This window comes from Arthrobacter sp. RT-1 (assembly GCF_003367205.1).
Classification (GTDB): domain Bacteria; phylum Actinomycetota; class Actinomycetes; order Actinomycetales; family Micrococcaceae; genus Arthrobacter.
The window spans coordinates 28917-45478 of the sequence record NZ_QRGQ01000040.1; the positions used below are offsets into that span (position 1 = coordinate 28917).

General features: G+C 62.6%; 15 protein-coding genes. 7 read left to right on the top strand and 8 right to left on the bottom strand.

Going from position 1 to position 16562, the window contains the following annotated elements:
• Positions 1 to 48 precede the first annotated feature (48 nt).
• The 8 genes from DXK94_RS18320 to dnaA all read right to left on the bottom strand — a co-directional run bounded on the left by DXK94_RS18320 (position 49) and on the right by dnaA (position 11732).
• Positions 49 to 687, bottom strand: coding sequence for a DUF3566 domain-containing protein (locus tag DXK94_RS18320; protein ID WP_079597949.1), 639 nt, complete (start codon positions 685 to 687; stop codon positions 49 to 51).
• Positions 680 to 3358: a DNA gyrase subunit A gene (gene gyrA, locus DXK94_RS18325; RefSeq protein ID WP_115526026.1), complete on the bottom strand. Its 2679-nt coding sequence runs from the start codon at positions 3356 to 3358 to the stop codon at positions 680 to 682. Before gyrA ends, DXK94_RS18320 begins: the two co-directional genes overlap by 8 nt.
• Positions 3359 to 3413: 55 nt before the next feature.
• Positions 3414 to 5501 carry a DNA topoisomerase (ATP-hydrolyzing) subunit B gene (gene gyrB, locus DXK94_RS18330; RefSeq protein ID WP_115526027.1) on the bottom strand — a complete coding sequence of 696 codons (2088 nt, stop codon included), beginning with the start codon at positions 5499 to 5501 and terminating at the stop codon, positions 3414 to 3416.
• Positions 5502 to 5880: 379 nt separating this feature from the next.
• Positions 5881 to 6438 (bottom strand): DUF721 domain-containing protein, encoded by a 558-nt coding sequence (locus DXK94_RS18335; protein ID WP_115526028.1) that lies wholly within the window; start codon positions 6436 to 6438, stop codon positions 5881 to 5883.
• Positions 6422 to 7633, bottom strand: coding sequence for a DNA replication/repair protein RecF (gene recF / locus DXK94_RS18340; protein WP_115526029.1), 1212 nt, complete (start codon positions 7631 to 7633; stop codon positions 6422 to 6424). The genes DXK94_RS18335 and recF overlap by 17 nt, the downstream gene beginning before the upstream one ends.
• A gap of 45 nt (positions 7634 to 7678) precedes the next feature.
• Complete coding sequence (gene gnd, locus DXK94_RS18345; RefSeq protein ID WP_115526030.1) at positions 7679 to 8563, bottom strand: phosphogluconate dehydrogenase (NAD(+)-dependent, decarboxylating); 885 nt, start codon at positions 8561 to 8563, stop codon at positions 7679 to 7681.
• 97 nt (positions 8564 to 8660) lie between these two features.
• Positions 8661 to 9785: a DNA polymerase III subunit beta gene (dnaN, locus tag DXK94_RS18350; RefSeq protein WP_079597943.1), complete on the bottom strand. Its 1125-nt coding sequence runs from the start codon at positions 9783 to 9785 to the stop codon at positions 8661 to 8663.
• A gap of 525 nt (positions 9786 to 10310) precedes the next feature.
• Positions 10311 to 11732, bottom strand: coding sequence for a chromosomal replication initiator protein DnaA (gene dnaA / locus DXK94_RS18355; protein ID WP_079597942.1), 1422 nt, complete (start codon positions 11730 to 11732; stop codon positions 10311 to 10313).
• Positions 11733 to 12199: 467 nt separating this feature from the next.
• Between dnaA and rpmH the strand changes: the two genes are divergently transcribed.
• The 7 genes from rpmH (at position 12200) to DXK94_RS18390 (ending at position 16559) form a co-directional block, all read left to right on the top strand.
• On the top strand, positions 12200 to 12337 hold the full coding sequence (gene rpmH, locus DXK94_RS18360; protein WP_003800212.1) for a 50S ribosomal protein L34: 138 nt from the start codon (positions 12200 to 12202) through the stop codon (positions 12335 to 12337).
• A 41-nt stretch (positions 12338 to 12378) separates the two neighbouring features.
• Positions 12379 to 12789: a ribonuclease P protein component gene (gene rnpA / locus DXK94_RS18365; protein WP_079597941.1), complete on the top strand. Its 411-nt coding sequence runs from the start codon at positions 12379 to 12381 to the stop codon at positions 12787 to 12789.
• Entirely contained in the window at positions 12782 to 13174 is a 393-nt protein-coding gene (gene yidD, locus DXK94_RS18370) for a membrane protein insertion efficiency factor YidD (RefSeq protein WP_181884877.1), read from the top strand. The genes rnpA and yidD overlap by 8 nt, the downstream gene beginning before the upstream one ends.
• Before the next feature lie 15 nt (positions 13175 to 13189).
• On the top strand, positions 13190 to 14164 hold the full coding sequence (yidC, locus tag DXK94_RS18375) for a membrane protein insertase YidC (RefSeq protein ID WP_079597939.1): 975 nt from the start codon (positions 13190 to 13192) through the stop codon (positions 14162 to 14164).
• Complete coding sequence (locus DXK94_RS18380; RefSeq protein WP_079597938.1) at positions 14164 to 14730, top strand: R3H domain-containing nucleic acid-binding protein; 567 nt, start codon at positions 14164 to 14166, stop codon at positions 14728 to 14730. The genes yidC and DXK94_RS18380 overlap by 1 nt, the downstream gene beginning before the upstream one ends.
• Positions 14731 to 14751: 21 nt before the next feature.
• Positions 14752 to 15402, top strand: a complete 651-nt coding sequence (rsmG, locus tag DXK94_RS18385) for a 16S rRNA (guanine(527)-N(7))-methyltransferase RsmG (RefSeq protein ID WP_115526032.1) — start codon at positions 14752 to 14754, stop codon at positions 15400 to 15402.
• A gap of 89 nt (positions 15403 to 15491) precedes the next feature.
• The gene (locus DXK94_RS18390; RefSeq protein WP_303048429.1) at positions 15492 to 16559 is read left to right on the top strand and encodes a ParA family protein; all 1068 of its coding nucleotides are present in this window, start codon (positions 15492 to 15494) and stop codon (positions 16557 to 16559) included.
• Positions 16560 to 16562: the final 3 nt, after the last annotated feature.

Sequence of the window (16562 nt, forward strand, 5' to 3'; positions counted from 1 at the left end):
TCTCAAATCGGGCCTTTCCGCCGGCCTGAAGCCGGCGGAAACGGGGTCCTAATCGTCGGTAAGGGTAACGCCGATGCCGCCCACAAGGGTGGCGGAGATGTTGTACAGCACGGCGGACAGCATGGACAGCGCCGTCAGGAGGACCACGTTCACCACGGCGATGATGGTGGCGAATGAAGCCACCTGTCCCAGGGATGCGACCTTCTTCAGTTCGAAGCCGCCGCCTTCGGAGCCGGCCAGCGTGCCGAGCAGGCTGTCCACCTGGTCGAAGATGCCGGTGAGGTCAAGGACAGTCCACAGGACGATGGCAGCCACCACTGTGACGATTCCCAAAGCCACGGACAGCAGGAACGCCATTTTCAGGACGGACCAGGGGTCAACCCTGCTGACCAGCAGCCGGGCACGCCGGACTTTTGCCTTTGGCGCCGGCTTGACCAGCCCCGGCGTTCCCTGCCCGGGAGCCACAGCCGCAGGACGGGGGCCCTGCGCCGGCCGCTGGCCGGGCTGGCCCTGCGGGCCCTGGACGGGACGCTGGCCGGGGACGGCCGGACGCTGGCCCGGAGCACCGGCAGGCGCTGCCGGCCGCTGCTGCGGACGAACGGGGGCGTTCACGCGGGGCGCCGCCGAGGGCCGGTTTCCGTCGGGAACAGTACTGTTCGGCTTGGGAAATGAGTCGGAATTACTCACTCGTTACCTCCGTGTTGTCTTCGTTCGGCTCAGCGTCGCCCGAGGCGTCCTCTGACTCAACGGCCGGTGATTCTTCTGCCATTGCTGGCGCGGCGGATTCCTCGGGGGTCCCGCCATCTTCAGCCAACGTTACGTCATCCTCCAGCGATTCCTCGCCCTCAAGACCCCGTTCGCTGTTCCGTGCCACTTCGATGATCCGGTCGTTCTTGTCCGGCTTCGCGAAGATGACGCCCATGGTGTCGCGCCCCTTGGCAGGCACGCCGGCCACCGAGGACCGCACAACCTTGCCGCCTTCCATGACCACCAGCACTTCATCTTCCTCCTGGACGATGAGCGCACCTACCAGGTCGCCGCGTTCCTCGGCAAGCTTGGCCACCTTGATGCCCAGGCCGCCGCGGCCCTGGAGGCGGTATTCCTCCACTGCGGTGCGCTTGGCGTAGCCGCCCTCGGTCACGATGAACACGTAGGAACCGTCTGTGACCACGTTGGCGGCGAGCAGCTCGTCGTCTTCGCGGAACTTCATGCCGGTGACGCCGGACGTGGCGCGGCCCATGGGCCGGAGCGCGTCCTCGGTGGCAGTGAAGCGGATGGACTGGCCCTTGCGTGACACCAGCAGCAAATCGTCGGTTTCGGACACCAGCTGCGCCGAGACCAGTTCGTCGCCGTCGCGGAGGTTGATGGCGATCACGCCGGCGGAACGGTTGGTGTCGTAATCCTCAAGCCGCGTCTTCTTGACCAGGCCGCGCTTGGTGGCGAGGACCAGGTATGGTGCCTGCTGGTAGTCCTTCAGGTCCAGGACCTGGGCAATGTGTTCGTCGGGCTGGAACGCCATCAGGTTGGCCACATGCTGGCCCTTGGCGTCCCTGCCGGCTTCCATCAGCTCATAGGCTTTGGCGCGGTACACCCGGCCGAGGTTGGTGAAGAACAGGAGCCAGTGGTGGGTGGTGGTGACGAAGAAGTGTTCCACCACGTCGTCCCCGCGGAGCTGGGCACCCTTGATGCCCTTGCCGCCGCGCTGCTGGGAGCGGTAGTTGTCGCTCCGCGTGCGCTTGACGTAGCCGCCGCGGGTGATGGTGACCACCATCTCCTCTTCGGGGATGAGGTCTTCCATGGACATGTCGCCGTCGTAGCCCATGAGGATCCTGGTGCGCCGGTCATCGCCGTGCTTGTCCACGATCTCGCCGAGTTCGGTGCTGATGATCTCGCGCTGCCGCTGCTCGGAGCCCAGGATCGCGTTGTACTCGGCGATCAGTTCCTCGAGTTCGGCGTGCCGGTCCTGGATCTTCTGGCGTTCCAGGGCGGCGAGGCGGCGCAGCTGCATGTCCAGGATGGCCCGGGCCTGCAGTTCGTCGATGTCCAGGAGCTCCATGAGTCCGTCGCGTGCTGCTTCGGTGGTATTCGACGCGCGGATGAGGGCGATGACCTCGTCCAGCATGTCCAGGGCCTTGAGCAGCGCGCGAAGGATATGTGCTTCTTCTTCCGCCTTGCGCAGGCGGTAGCGGGTGCGCCGGGCAATGACGTCCATCTGGTGCGTCACCCAGTGGCGGATGAAGGCATCCAGGCTCAGGGTGCGGGGCACGCCGTCAACAATGGCCAGCATGTTGGCGGAGAAGTTGCTCTGCAGTTCGGTGTGCTTGTAGAGGTTGTTCAGGACAACCTTGGGCACGGCGTCGCGCTTGAGGACGATGACCAGCCGCTGGCCGGTGCGGCCCGAGGTTTCATCGCGAAGGTCGGCGATGCCCTGGATCTTGCCGTCCTTGACCAGTTCGGCGATCTTGATGGCCAGGTTGTCCGGGTTGGCCTGGTACGGAAGCTCGGTAACCACCAGGCAGGTGCGGCCCTGCAGTTCCTCAACGTTGACCACTGCACGCATGGTGACGGAACCGCGGCCGGTACGGTAGGCGTCCTCGATGCCCTTGTGGCCCAGGATGGTGGCGCCGGTGGGGAAATCGGGGCCCTTGACCCGCAGCAGGAGTTCTTCGAGCAGTTCCTCGCGGCTGGCGCCGGGGTTGGCCAGGTACCACTGCACCCCGTCTGCCACTTCGCGGAGGTTGTGGGGCGGGATGTTGGTGGCCATGCCGACGGCGATGCCGGAGGACCCGTTGACCAGCAGGTTGGGGAACCGGGCCGGAAGGATGGTGGGTTCCTGGTTTTTGCCGTCGTAGTTGTCCTGGAAGTCGACGGTTTCCTCGTCGATGTCCCGGACCATCTCCATGGCCAGCGGCGCCATCTTGGTTTCGGTGTAACGCGGTGCGGCAGCGCCGTCGTTGCCGGGGGAACCGAAGTTTCCCTGGCCGAGTGCCAGCGGGTAGCGCATGGTCCAGTCCTGGATCAGGCGGACCAGGGCGTCATAGATCGCGGTGTCGCCGTGGGGGTGGTACTGGCCCATGACTTCGCCCACCACGCGGGCGCACTTGTTGAAGGAACGGTCGGGGCGGTAGCCGCCGTCGAACATCGCGTAGAGAACGCGTCGGTGGACGGGCTTGAGCCCGTCGCGGACGTCGGGGAGGGCACGGCCCACGATGACGGCCATGGCGTAGTCCAGGTAGGACCGCTGCATTTCCGTCTGCAGGTCCACTTGCTCCACACGGTCAATCAGCACGTCGCCTTCAAGAACGGTGTCCGGGGTCCCGGCGTCTGATGCCGGGGTCTCGGGTGTTTCGTCGCTCATTTATTTATTTCCATTTCAGGTATATGTCAGATTCTGAATATTTAGGAGCGGCGCTCTAGATATCCAGGAACCGGACGTCCTTGGCGTTCTGCTGGATGAAGTTGCGGCGTGATTCCACGTCTTCGCCCATGAGGACAGAGAAAATCTGGTCAGCGGCGAGGGCGTCGTCCATGGTGACCTGCAGCAGCGTCCGGTTGTCCGGATCCATGGTGGTGTCCCACAGCTCGGTGTAGTCCATCTCGCCAAGACCCTTGTAGCGCTGAATGCCGTTGTCCTTGGGAATCCTGCGGCCTGCGGCCTGGCCGGCCACCAGCTTGGCGTCGCGTTCCCGGTCGCTGTAGACGTAGTCGTGGGCCGCATTGGACCACTTGATCCGGTACAGCGGGGGCTGCGCCAGGTAGACGTAGCCGTTTTCGATGAGGGGCCGCATGTAGCGGAACAGCAGGGTCATCAGCAGGGTGGTGATGTGCTGGCCGTCCACGTCGGCATCGGCCATCAGGACGATCTTGTGGTACCGCAGCTTCGAAAGGTCGAAGTCTTCGCCGATGCCCGTGCCGAAAGCGGTGATCATGGACTGGACCTCGGCATTGCCCAGGGCCTTGTCCAGGCGTGCGCGCTCCACGTTCAGGATCTTGCCGCGGAGGGGCAGGATGGCCTGGGTTTCGGGGTTGCGGCCGCGCTTGGCGGATCCGCCTGCGGAGTCACCCTCCACGATGTAGACCTCGCACTTCTCCGGGTCCTTCGAGGAGCAGTCGGAGAGCTTGCCGGGCATGCCAAAGGATTCCAGGGGGCTCTTCCGCCGGGCGTTGTCCCGTGCCTTGCGTGCTGCCATGCGGGCCTGCGCTGCGGAAATTGCCTTACGGATGACATCACGGGCAGGGCCCGGGTTGCGTTCCAGCCAGTCGCCGAGGCCGTCAGTGACCACGCGCTGGACGAAGCCCTTGACCTCGGAATTGCCGAGCTTGGTCTTGGTCTGGCCCTCGAACTGGGGCTCGGACAGCTTGACGGAGATGACGGCGGTCAGGCCTTCGCGGATGTCGTCACCGGTGAGGTTGTCGTCTTTTTCCTTGATGATCCCCTTTTCCCGCGCATAGCGGTTGATCAGGGAGGTCATGGCAGCGCGGAAGCCCTCTTCGTGGGTTCCGCCCTCGTGGGTGTTGATGGTGTTGGCGTAGGTGTGGACGCTCTCGGAGTAGGCGTTGGTCCACTGCATCGCCATTTCCAGGGCAATCCGGCGTTCCTTGTCCTCGGTTTCGAAGGCGATGACGTCCTCGTGGACAACGTCCACCTTCTTGCCTGAGTTCAGGTGCTTGACGTAGTCCAGGAGGCCTTCGTCGTACTGGTACACCACGGTGCGGTGCTCGGCGCTGACCTCACCTTCGGTGGCGATGGCGTCCAGGTCGAGATCGGCGTCGGCTTCATCCTTGGCGGGTGCGCGTTCGTCCGTCAGAGTGATGCGCAGGCCCTTGTTGAGGAAGGCCATTTGCTGGAACCGCGCGCGGAGGGTCTCAAAGTCGAACTCGGTGGTTTCGAAGATTGCCGGGTCCGGGTAGAAGGTCTGGGTGGTGCCGGTGCGGTCGGTCTCTTCGCCCTTGACCAGGCTGCCCTGGGGCTTGCCGCCGTCAGCGAAGGACATGCGCCAGACGTGGCCCTGGCGGCGGACCTCGGTGTCCACGCGGCTGGACAGCGCGTTGACCACCGAGATGCCCACACCGTGCAGGCCGCCGGAAACCGCGTAGCCCGCGCCGCCGAACTTGCCGCCGGCGTGCAGGATGGTCATGACCACTTCGACGGTGGGCTTGTGCTCTGTAGGGTGCATGTCCACGGGGATGCCGCGGCCGTCGTCCACGACTTTGACGCCGCCGTCGGCCTGCAGGACGATCTCGATGTGGGTGCAGTACCCGGCCAGGGCCTCATCGACGGAGTTGTCCACCACTTCGTACACCAGGTGGTGGAGCCCGCGCGGTCCGGTGGAACCGATGTACATGCCCGGTCGCTTCCGGACTGCTTCGAGGCCTTCAAGGACAGTGATGTCGCTGGCGCCGTACTCGCGCGGCTTCGCGGATTCAGCCGGGGTGTCAGGGGTACGGGCATCCTCGACTGCGGGTTCAACTGCCAGAATATCTGTATTGTCGTTAGCCACAGGCGCTGTCGACTCCTCTGTTCTCGATGATGGCCGGCCGGTTTCCCTTCCATCCGGAAAAGTCACCCGCCAACAGGCACAAACTTATGGCGCCGGTGACTTGCTGACGGTTGGGGGCCCGCACTCCGTGTGCCGGATGCGCACGGAGAACGGACTCAGTCAACGTTTCACCCGCGCCCAGTTATCTGCAACGATTCTACCGCGAAACAGGCCATAACCCCGCATTCCAGGGGCGTGGACAGGCGGCAACGTGGCCGTGTGAGGCCGTTGACCGCGCCTAGGGCGCCCCAGAAGGACGGCCTCCGGGTGCCTATACACCCTCCGGCCCTTTCAGCGCTCTACACGCCGTTGGGGGTATTTTCAAGAGTCGGCAGCGAAGCTAGCCGTAGGTATCCCGAGGGCCGCGGCCGTTGACGGTCCGGCCGCCCTTGCGCCAGCTCGGGGCCGAGGGGCCCAGCACCTGGATGCTGGTGACCACTCCGTCACCGAGTTCCACCCTGAATTTCTCGAGCAGGCTGGCACTCAATAGGCGGAGCTGGGTTGCCCATGCGGTTGAATCGCAGCGGACGTGGAGCGTGGTGGCCGTAAAGCTTTCGGGGGTGCAGTGGGCTGAGATTTCCGGTCCCACCAGGGTGGCCCATTCGGCCATGACGGAGCCGACGGCCACTGGTGATGTCCAGCCGCGTTCGGCTACCAGCCGGCCCACCACTTTGCCCAGCCCCAGGGGGTCGCGGCCGGTGGCGTGGAACTGGCTGAAGCCGCGGGTGTCCCGGATTCCGTTTTTGGCTTTTGCGGACCCCGGACGCACTGCCTTCCTGCGGATTTCGCCGCGCGCCGCGGCGGCCTCCCGCATTCTGTTCAGTGCTGCCTGCGGGGCATCAATGTTGTCGGGATCGCGGCCGGGCTGCAGCCCGGCGTCTTCACTGTCCCTGACCATCAATTCCTCCCGGGATGACTTTCACCCGCCGTCCGGACAGCTCTTCCGGGATATCGGCGTCGACGGCGGCGGTCACCAGGACCTGTTCCGCGCCGGAGACTATAGCGGCCAGTTTACGCCGGCGCTGCACATCCAGTTCGGCAAACACGTCGTCGAGGATCAGGATGGGGGCGGAACCGCCCGTGCGGGCGTCGTCGAGCATCACGTAGTAGGAAGCGAGCCGAAGGGACAGGCACATGGACCAGGTTTCACCGTGCGAGGCATAGCCTTTCGCCGGCGCCTGTCCCAGGACAAGTTCCAGGTCGTCCCGGTGCGGGCCCACCAGTGAAATACCGCGCTCCACCTCCTTTTTCCGTGATTCGGTGAAGGCCCGGACGTAGCGTTCGGTGAGCTCTTCCACGGAAAGCGTGCGCAGGTCGTCCGGTTCGACGGCGGTGCCTGGCACTGCGGTGCGTGGCCCACCTGGCAGCGGCGCGCCGTCGTCGTCCATCTGGTTCTGCAGCGTGGAGCGGTAGGTGGCGTCAGCGGATTTGGACCCGTCCGTCAGTTCGGCATAGGCGCGTGCCAGGTGCGGGCGCAGGCGTTCCACCAGTTCGAGGCGCGCGTGGAGCAGTTCGGCGCCCGCTTTTGCCATGTGCTGGTCCCACACGTCCAGGGTTGCCTCGTGTCCGGACGTGAACTTTCCGCCCCGCGCCGATTTGAGCAGGGCGTTGCGTTGTTTCAGCACCCTGTCGTAGTCGCTGCGGGTGGCAGCGTGGTGCGGGATGAGGCTGGCGAGCAGTTCGTCGAGGAAACGCCGGCGGTTGGAAGGGTCGCCCTTGACCAGCGCCAGGTCCTCCGGAGCGAAGAGGACAGTCTGGCAAATGCCCAGCAGATCGCGGGCACGCACCGGGTTGCTGCGGTTGATGCGTCCGCGGTTGGCCCGCCCGGCGTTGATTTCCAGTTCCAGGACGGTGGTTTGCCCGCCGCGGACAAGCCGTGCCCTGACGAGTGCGCGGTCTGTACCGAACCGCAGGAGGGGTCCGTCTGAACTGACCCGGTGGGAGCTCAGCGTGGCAAGGTAGCCAATGGCTTCCATCAGATTGGTTTTGCCGATGCCGTTGTATCCCACCAGGACGGTGACGCCCGGTTCGAAGGCAAGGTCAACCTGGGCGTAGCTGCGGAAATCGGTCAGGGAAAGGTGTTCCAGATACACGCGGGTTTCGACAATTCTGGGGACAGCAGCTGTCCCCGGTGGATGCTACTTGGCCGGACGGGTTGCGTGTCCGCCGAATTGGTGCCGGAGGGCAGACACCATTTTCATGGCAGGGGAACTGTCTTCACGGGACTCGAACCTGGCGAACAGTGCGGCCGTGATGGCCGGGGCGGGGATGGCGTTGGCGATGGCCTCTTCCACCGTCCATCTGCCTTCGCCGGAATCCTCGACGTAGTCGTCGATGTTCTGCAGCCCAGGGTCCTCTTCCAGTGCCTTGACCAGCAGGTCAAGGAGCCATGACCGGACCACGGTGCCTTTTTGCCAGGCGCGGAAGGTCCCGGGCAGGTCATTGATGATGTCCTTGGAAGCGAGCAGCTGGTAGCCCTCGGCGTAGGCCTGCATCAGGCCGTATTCGATTCCGTTGTGGACCATCTTGGCGTAGTGGCCGGCGCCGATGCCGCCTACGTGCACAAAGCTGTCCTCGCGTTCACCTTCGGGACGCAGTGCATCGAAGACCGGCAGTGCACGTTCGATGTCTGCGGCGTCCCCGCCGGCCATCAGGCCATAGCCGTTCTGCAGCCCCCAGACACCTCCGGAAACTCCGCAGTCAACGAACCGGATGCCTTTGGCGGCGAGGAGTTCGCCATGCTTCTGGTCCTCGGTGAAGCGGGAGTTGCCGCCGTCGACCACCAGGTCGCCCTCGTCCAGCTTCTCCGCCAGTTCCATGATGACGGCATCGGTGACCGCGCCGGCCGGAACCATCACCCAGACCAGCCGGGGCGCCGGGATGGCGGCGAGGAGTTCATCCACCGAGGCGACGTCGGTGACGTCCGGGTTGCGGTCATAACCCGTGACGTCGATGCCGCCCTTGCGCAGCCGTTCGCGCATGTTGAATCCCATTTTGCCAAGGCCGATCAGTCCAATGTGCATGATGGAACTCTTTTCTGCGAGGCGAGGGTGGCGGTGGTTGGGGCCCCATCGGCGAGGGGCCCGGCCTGAGCTTGCGAAGGCTGGGAGCCGATGGGGACTAGTTGGGGAGGCGGACGGGCATCACCAGGTAACGGTAGTCATCCTGGTCCTCGCCGTCGGCGTCTGCCTGGGCGGTGATCATTGCGGGCTTGGGAGCCGAGGTGAAGGAGAACCGGACGAACTTGGTTTCGATGACGCTCAGGCCTTCCACCAGGTAGTGCGGGTTGAAGGCCACCGTGATGTCCTCACCGGAAAGCTGGGCTTCAAGTTCCTCTGATGCCTGGGCGTCTTCGCCGGTACCGGCGTCCAGGTTCAGCTGGCCCTCGGTGAAGGCAAGCCGGACCGGGGTGTTGCGTTCGGCCACGAGCGACACGCGGCGGACAGCTTCCACCAGTTCCTGGGTCTGCACCGTGGCGTGGATGGGGGTGGATTCCGGGAAGAGCGAGCGGATCTTCGGGTAGTCGCCGTCAACCAGCAGGGACGTGGTGGTGCGTCCGCCGCTTTCGAAGCCGATCAGGCGGCTGTCGTCGTCGGAGAGGGCCAGGTTGATATCTCCGCTGTTGCCCAGCGTTTTCGCTACTTCGTTCAGGGTTTTTGCCTTGACCAGGGCGCTGGTGGAGATCCCGGGGGTCACCGGCTTCCACGGAACCTCACGCATGGCAAGGCGGTAGCGGTCCGTGGCGAGAAGGGTGATCAGGTCGTCTTCGATTTCCATCCGGACACCGGTCAGGATGGGGAGGGTGTCGTCCTTGCTGGCAGCGATGATCACCTGGGAAACAGCCTGGGCGAAGGAGTCCCCGGGCACGGTTCCGCTGATAGCCGGCAACGCCGGCAGCGGCGGATATTCGGCTTCAGGCATTGTGGCCAGGTGGAAGCTGCTGCGGCGGCAGGTGAGAGTCACCTTGTTGCCGTCGGTTTCGACGTCGACAGGAGCCGACGGGAGGCTCCGGCAGATATCGGCAAGCAGGCGCCCGGACACCAGGATGGTGCCTTCGTCCCGGATGTCGGCTGCGATTTCCAGGCGGGCCGAGGTTTCGTAGTCAAAGCTCGAGAGGCTGACTGTTCCGGCTTCAGCCTTCAAAAGAAGCCCGGAAAGGACGGGCACAGGCGGCCGCGGAGACAAGGACCGGGCTGTCCAGGTGACGGCTTCTGCCAGGACGTCCCGATCGACTCTGAACTTCACGGAAGGGTGCCGCCTTTCATTGCTGCTGCCATGTGGACTGGAAACTCCCGTGGGGGAATCCCAAAAAGTGGTGCCCCACACCCGGAACGTGCATGGTCCCTGCTGATGGAAACCACGCAGGAACCCGGGGATGGGAGCGCTGCTGACAGCTTAGCCGGAAGATCCGGGATTAACCCATCCCCCGAGTTCGTCCTGGGGAAGGCCAGGGCCGCCCGGCCCGACCCTTGTGGGGTGCGGATCGATCTTGTTGTTTGAGGGATTTCAATTTTTTGGGATTAGTAGTGTTAATAACTGCTGTGGAAACTGTGGATAACCTCGTCCCGCCCCGCGTTCCGGCGGTTAAGCCCTGTTCATGGACTGTGGGCGCAGCAGGTTTTAAACAGGGTGTGGATGGGGATAAGAATTTTGGCGATTTTGCCGATCCACAGGCGGCTTAAGGGTTTTAAGCCCATTAACCGCGGTTGTCCCCTTAACTATCCACAGGCTTATCCACATGCACCTGTTAATAAGGTATAGGCGGGGCGCTTAGGAGTCGCGCTGCTGCTGCTTGATGCGGTTGGTCAGCTCTGTTACCTGGTTGTAGATCACACGGCGTTCGGCCATCAGCTCGCGGATCTTCCGGTCGGCGTGGATGACGGTGGTGTGGTCGCGGCCGCCGAGCTCCTGTCCAATCTTGGGCAAGGACATGTCCGTCAGCTCCCGGCACAGGTACATGGCGATCTGCCGGGCAGTCACCAAAGTGCGGGTCCGTGACTTGCTGCAGAGCTCTTCCATGCTGAGCTTGAAGTAGTCGGCCGTCTGCTGCAGGATCTGGCTCGAGGTGATCTCCTGGGCGCCGTCGTCGGTGATGAGGTCCTTGAGGACCATTTCCGCCAGCGCCACATCCACGGCCTCCCGGTTGAGGCTGGCGAAGGCCGTGACGCGGATCAGGGCACCTTCGAGTTCACGGATATTGCTGGAGATCTTGGAAGCGATGTACTCGAGGGCATCATCGGGCGCGGACAGACCTTCGCTCAGGGCCTTCTTGCGGAGGATGGCGATGCGGGTTTCAAGTTCCGGCGGCTGGATATCTGTCAGCAGGCCCCACTCGAAGCGGGACTTCATCCGGTCTTCGAATCCCGCGAGCAGCTTGGGCGGCTGGTCCGAGGTGATGACCACCTGCTTGTTGTTGTTGTGCAGCGAGTTGAATGTGTGGAAGAACTCCTCCAGCGTCCGGTCCTTGCCGGCCAGGAACTGGATGTCGTCGATGAGCAGGACGTCCACGTTCCGGTACGTGGTCTTGAAGCTGGCGCCTTCATCATCGCGGATGGAGTTGATGAAGTCGTTGGTGAATTCTTCGGAGTTGACGTAGCGGACGCGGATACCGCTGTACAGGCGGCGGGCATAGTGGCCGATCGCGTGCAGGAGGTGGGTCTTGCCCAATCCGGAATCGCCGTAGATGAACAGCGGGTTGTATGCCTTTGCCGGGGCCTCCGCGACGGCGACGGCGGCAGCGTGGGCGAACCGGTTGGAGGAACCGATCACGAAGGTGTCGAAGACATACTTCGGATTCAGCCGGCCAAACTCATGGGAGGTGCTGGGAAGCATGGGCTGCGGCTTTTGCTCGATCAGCTGGTCCGAAGCGAAGGACGGCTCGACGGCGGGTTCGGGCTCCTCGTGGATGGGAACCAGGTCTGTGTCGACGTCGATGGCGCACCGGATGTCCTCGGAGAAGACGTTGTGCAGGGCATCATCGAGGGCGTCCTTGACCTGCGTCTGGAGGACTTCACGGGTGAGTTCATTGGGAACCGCCACCAGGAGGGTGGAGCCAATCAGGCCCTGCGCCTGGGCGAGGATGACAAAGCCACGCTGCCGCGGTGAAACACGGTGGTCCTGTTCCAGCAGGCTGACAACGCGCCGCCAGGAACTTCCGACAGTATTGGCGTGGTTGGCTTCGTCTACTGTCATCAATCGGTTCCCTCAAAACTTGCTTTGCCTGCATTGCCTGCAGCCGCAAGTCGTGAACCGCTATCGGTTCAGCTTCATCCACAGGGTTATGCACAGTCCGTGGATAATCGGCTACTGAGCCACTCTAGGGGATGAAAAGCCTAGAAGATAGCTGGCAAGTAGCTTGTGGATAATTACACGGTTGTTGTTCGAAAAAGGGGCTTGTGAGCCACTTCATCCACAGGCACGGCGGGTGGGTTAGGCACAGCTGGGGATAGCGTGGGGGCGACCAGCCGGTTTGACTCGAAGGCTTAAATTGCCCTAACGTTGTGAAGTCCTTTGTGTCCGCTTTTTGGCCCCATCTGAATCTCTCAGGCGCTCCGCGTTTGAGCAGCCGGGGGAAGCGTGCATATACAAAACTTAGCGTCGGCCAGTTCTTCCCCATACTGATCGGGTGGGCGCACCTTTGATCCACTGGAGTAACTAACGTGAGCAAGCGGACTTTTCAGCCGAATAACCGCCGTCGAGCCAAGAAGCACGGCTTCCGCCTTCGTATGCGTACCCGTGCCGGCCGCGCCATCCTGGCAGCCCGTCGTGGCAAGGGCCGTACCGAGCTGTCGGCTTAAATAACTGAACTTTTCGGTAGACATCTCTTTGCGAGTTTAAGGTGCTGGCCACCCGCAACCGCTTAAGGACTGCATCCGATTTTTCAACAACTGTACGTTCCGGTGTCCGCAATGGGCGCCGGAACGTAGTGTTATATGCGGCAGCTATTGCTGCCGACGAACCCAGCCGGATCGGGTTCATCGTTTCCAAGAGTGTAGGGAACGCTGTGGTCAGGAACCTCGTTAAGAGGAGACTAAGAGAAGCAGGTGCTGCGTCGCTGCGCGAGCATGGCACAGGCTTCGCCATAGTGGTCCGGGCGCTTCCTGCGTCCGCGACTGCCAGCTGGGATCAGCTGCTGTCGGACTACAACGCTGCACTGGAATCGACGCTGACCCGGCTGGCCGGCCGCCTCCCGAAGGCTGCCGCCAACGGTTCGGCCGGTACAACACAGGAGGGGACACCGCGTGCGTAACGCCACCGCCGTCGTCGCCCGTCCCCATCCTGTTGCCGCCGCCGTCGGGATGTTCTTGTGGAACCTGCCCAGGAACATCCTCATCGTGTTACTCAAGGCCTACCGCAAGGTGATTTCTCCCTTGTACGGCCAGGTTTGCCGATTCTTCCCTTCATGCTCGGCCTACGCCCTTGAAGCGGTTACTGTCCATGGAGCCGTCAAGGGCAGCTGGCTCGCAGTCAGGCGCCTTGGCCGCTGCCATCCATGGAATGCCGGCGGCGTGGACCATGTCCCCGCCGGTAAGCGGGATTGGCCGGAGAGCCAAGCCCCCACAATTGTTGTGCTGAACAACCCGGACAAGTACCTGGCTGCTCGGACTGATGAAGAAGGCCGCAGTGCGGCCTGACGAATAGGGATAAGTATGGACTTCTTTGAAACAATCATGTTTCCGTTCAAATGGCTTGTGTCCATCATCATGGTGGGCTTCCATGAGGGCCTGACTGCTATTGGGCTTCCTGAAGCCTCCGGCTGGACCTGGACCTTGTCCATCATTGGCCTCGTGCTGGTGATCCGTGCCGCCCTGATTCCCGTCTTCGTCAAGCAGATCAAGGCCCAGCGCGGCATGCAGTTGCTGCAGCCGGACCTGAAGAAGCTCCAGGACAAGTACAAGGGCAAGACGGACCAGCTGTCCCGCCAGGCAATGGCGCAGGAACAGATGGCCATGTACAAGAAGCACGGGACCAACCCGTTCTCGGCCTGCCTGCCCATGCTGATCCAGATGCCGTTCTTCTTCGCCTTGTTCACTGTGCTGTCCGGCATCTCCGGTGCCCGCGACAAGGGCGAGGGCATCGGTGCCATGAGCCACGACCAGGTGGTGCAGTTCGACGACTCCACCATCTTCGGCGCACCGCTGAATGCAACGCTGCTGCACGGCGGCGGCGGCGATAACCAGATCACTGTTGCCATCCTCTCGATTCTGATGATCCTGGCCATGACGGCCTCGCAGTTCATCACCCAGAAGCAGATCATGGCCAAGAACATGTCTGAAGAAGCCATGGCCAGCCCCTTCATGCGCCAGCAGAAGATGATGCTCTACATCCTGCCCATCGTCTTTGGCGTGGGTGGCATCAACTTCCCCATTGGCGTCCTGATCTACTGGACCACCACCAACCTGTGGACCATGGGCCAGCAGTTCTTCGTCATCCGCCGCATGCCGACGCCGGGATCCCCCGCCGCCAAGGCCCTCGCCGAACGCCGTGCCGCCAAGGGCCTTCCGGCCCTTTCGATCCTGAGCGGCAAGAAGGATGAAGCAGCGGACGCTGCTGCTGCGGCCGCCGTCGCTGAATCCAAGGGCCAGCGTGTCCAGCCACAACGCAAGAACAGGAAGAAGAAGTAATGTCAGCCGAGAGTACCGAACACGCCCTTTCTGAAGAGATCCTCGAAGATCAGGACGAGTCCGTGAACGAAGAAGCTTCCTCCCCCAAGGTTTCAGCTGTCAGCCGTCTTGAAGAAGAAGGCGACATCGCGGCGGATTACTTGGAGGAACTGCTCGACATCGCTGACATCGATGGTGACATCGACATTGAGGTCCGCAACGGCCGCACCTATATTTCGATCGTTGCCGAAGAGGAGACCGAAGGCCTGGACAGCCTGGTGGGCGAGGACGGCGAAGTCCTTGAAGCCCTTCAGGAGCTCACCAGGCTTGCTGTGCTGTCCGCGACGGAGAACCGTTCACGGCTGGTCCTGGATATCAACGGCTACCGGCAGGAACGCACCGGCCACCTGCAGAAGATCGCGGAAGACGCTGCGGCTACGGTGAAGGAAACCGGCCAGTCCGTGGCGCTGGAACCGATGAGCGCCTACGAGCGGAAGATTGTTCACGACGCTGTTGCTGACCTGGGCCTCGTCAGCGAGTCCGAGGGCGAAGGCACCGGACGCCACATTGTTGTTTCCGCAGACTAGAGAATTGCTGACCCGCTAATCATGGTTGACATCACGGCAGCTGAGCTTCTGGCCGCTGAGAAGATTTTCGGCGACCGGCTGGACCTGGCCAAGCGCTACGTCGAACATCTGGCTACTTCCGGAACAGAGCGCGGGCTGATTGGCCCACGGGAAATTCCGCGGCTCTGGAGCCGGCATGTACTCAACTGCGCCGTCATCGAAAGCGAGATTGCCCAGGGCAGCCACGTGGCCGACGTCGGAAGCGGCGCCGGGCTGCCAGGCCTCTGCCTCGCGATTGCGCGGCCGGACCTGGAACTGACCCTGATCGAGCCGCTGGAACGCAGGGTGATCTGGCTCCAGGAAGTGGTCGACGACCTCGGACTGGATAACGTGACGGTGATGCGGACCCGTGCTGAGCTGGCAGTGGGCCAAGTGGAAGCCGATGTGGTGACAGCGCGGGCAGTTTCTGCCTTGAGCAACCTGGCCAGCCTCACCATCCCCCTCCTGGCCGGCCATGGCGAGGTTGTTGCCATTAAAGGCCGCAGCGCGGCCGAGGAAATCGAGAAGGCCGCCAAGGTCATTCGAAAATTGGGCGGTGTTCAGACGTCTGTCCTTACAGTTGGTGACAACCTGCTTGAGGAGCCCACCACCGTAGTCCGCATCGTTGTGAACAAGTCCCAAAAGAAATCCTAATCAAGGCCCGGTGACCGAAGTCTGCCGGGTCAAGCAGTTAGGCTAGTCAACGGCAGCAAAATTGGCTGAACGAGAGTGAGTGTGCCCCAGTGACCAGTAGTGAAGCCTCCGCACAACGGATACCGCCGTTTGTGTCATTGGGGTCAGCTCGTTCTGTCGCTGGCCCGTTTTCGGTCCCCGGCAGAGGGGGAATTCACCCAAAACAAGTATCAAACCTTGGAACCTCCTCGCTTGTTTCACGTGAAACAACCTCAGCAGGTCGAACCAACATCATTGATGCAATCGACGATTCCAGCCCTATTGCGCGGGAGCTGGCCCATGAAACGAAGCGCCGTGAGCGCCTGATGGGACGTAAGCTGCCGCGTCCCGAAAAGACACGCATCTTCACCGTGTCCAACCAGAAGGGCGGCGTGGGTAAGACCACCACCACCGTCAACATCGCCGCCGCTTTGGCAGCAGCGGGACTGAACGTCCTGGTGATCGATATCGATCCCCAGGGCAATGCCTCCACCGCGCTGGGTATTGAGCACCATGCCGATGTGGACAGCATCTACGACGTCCTGATCAACGATGTTGCCCTGGCAGATGTGGTGGCCCAGTGCCCCGATATCGACAAGCTCATCTGCGCGCCGGCCACCATTCACTTGGCAGGTGCCGAGATTGAACTGGTATCGCTGGTAGCGCGGGAGCAGCGACTGCGCCGGGCGATCGACGTCTACGCAAAGACCCGTGAAAAGAACGGCGAAGAGCGTCTCGATTACATCTTCATCGACTGCCCGCCAAGCCTGGGGCTCCTCACCGTCAACGCCTTCTGCGCAGCCAATGAAGTCCTGATTCCTATCCAGTGCGAATACTATGCCCTCGAAGGTTTGAGCCAGCTTCTCAAAAACATCGAGATGATTCAGAAGCACCTCAACGCTGATCTCGTCGTCTCAACCATCCTGCTCACCATGTACGACGGCCGCACCAACCTGGCTGCGCAGGTTGCTGCCGAGGTGCGGACGCACTTCCCCGACCAGGTGCTGTCTGCAGTGGTGCCCCGTTCGGTACGGATCTCAGAGGCACCGAGCTACCAGCAGACGGTCATGACGTACGACCCATCCTCCAGTGGAGCCCTGTCTTACTTGGAAGCCGCTGCTGAAATAGCAGAACGCTAATAT

Excerpts from the sequence above, each read along its gene's own strand:
- yidC (WP_079597939.1), top strand. The coding sequence starts at position 13,190 with ATGGACTTCTTTGAAACAATCATGTTTCCGTTCAAATGGCTTGTGTCC.
- dnaA (WP_079597942.1), bottom strand. The coding sequence starts at position 11,732 with ATGACAGTAGACGAAGCCAACCACGCCAATACTGTCGGAAGTTCCTGG.
- rsmG (WP_115526032.1), top strand. The coding sequence starts at position 14,752 with ATGGTTGACATCACGGCAGCTGAGCTTCTGGCCGCTGAGAAGATTTTC.
- DXK94_RS18335 (WP_115526028.1), bottom strand. The coding sequence starts at position 6,438 with ATGGTCAGGGACAGTGAAGACGCCGGGCTGCAGCCCGGCCGCGATCCC.
- gnd (WP_115526030.1), bottom strand. The coding sequence starts at position 8,563 with ATGCACATTGGACTGATCGGCCTTGGCAAAATGGGATTCAACATGCGC.
- gyrA (WP_115526026.1), bottom strand. The coding sequence starts at position 3,358 with ATGAGCGACGAAACACCCGAGACCCCGGCATCAGACGCCGGGACCCCG.
- DXK94_RS18380 (WP_079597938.1), top strand. The coding sequence starts at position 14,164 with ATGTCAGCCGAGAGTACCGAACACGCCCTTTCTGAAGAGATCCTCGAA.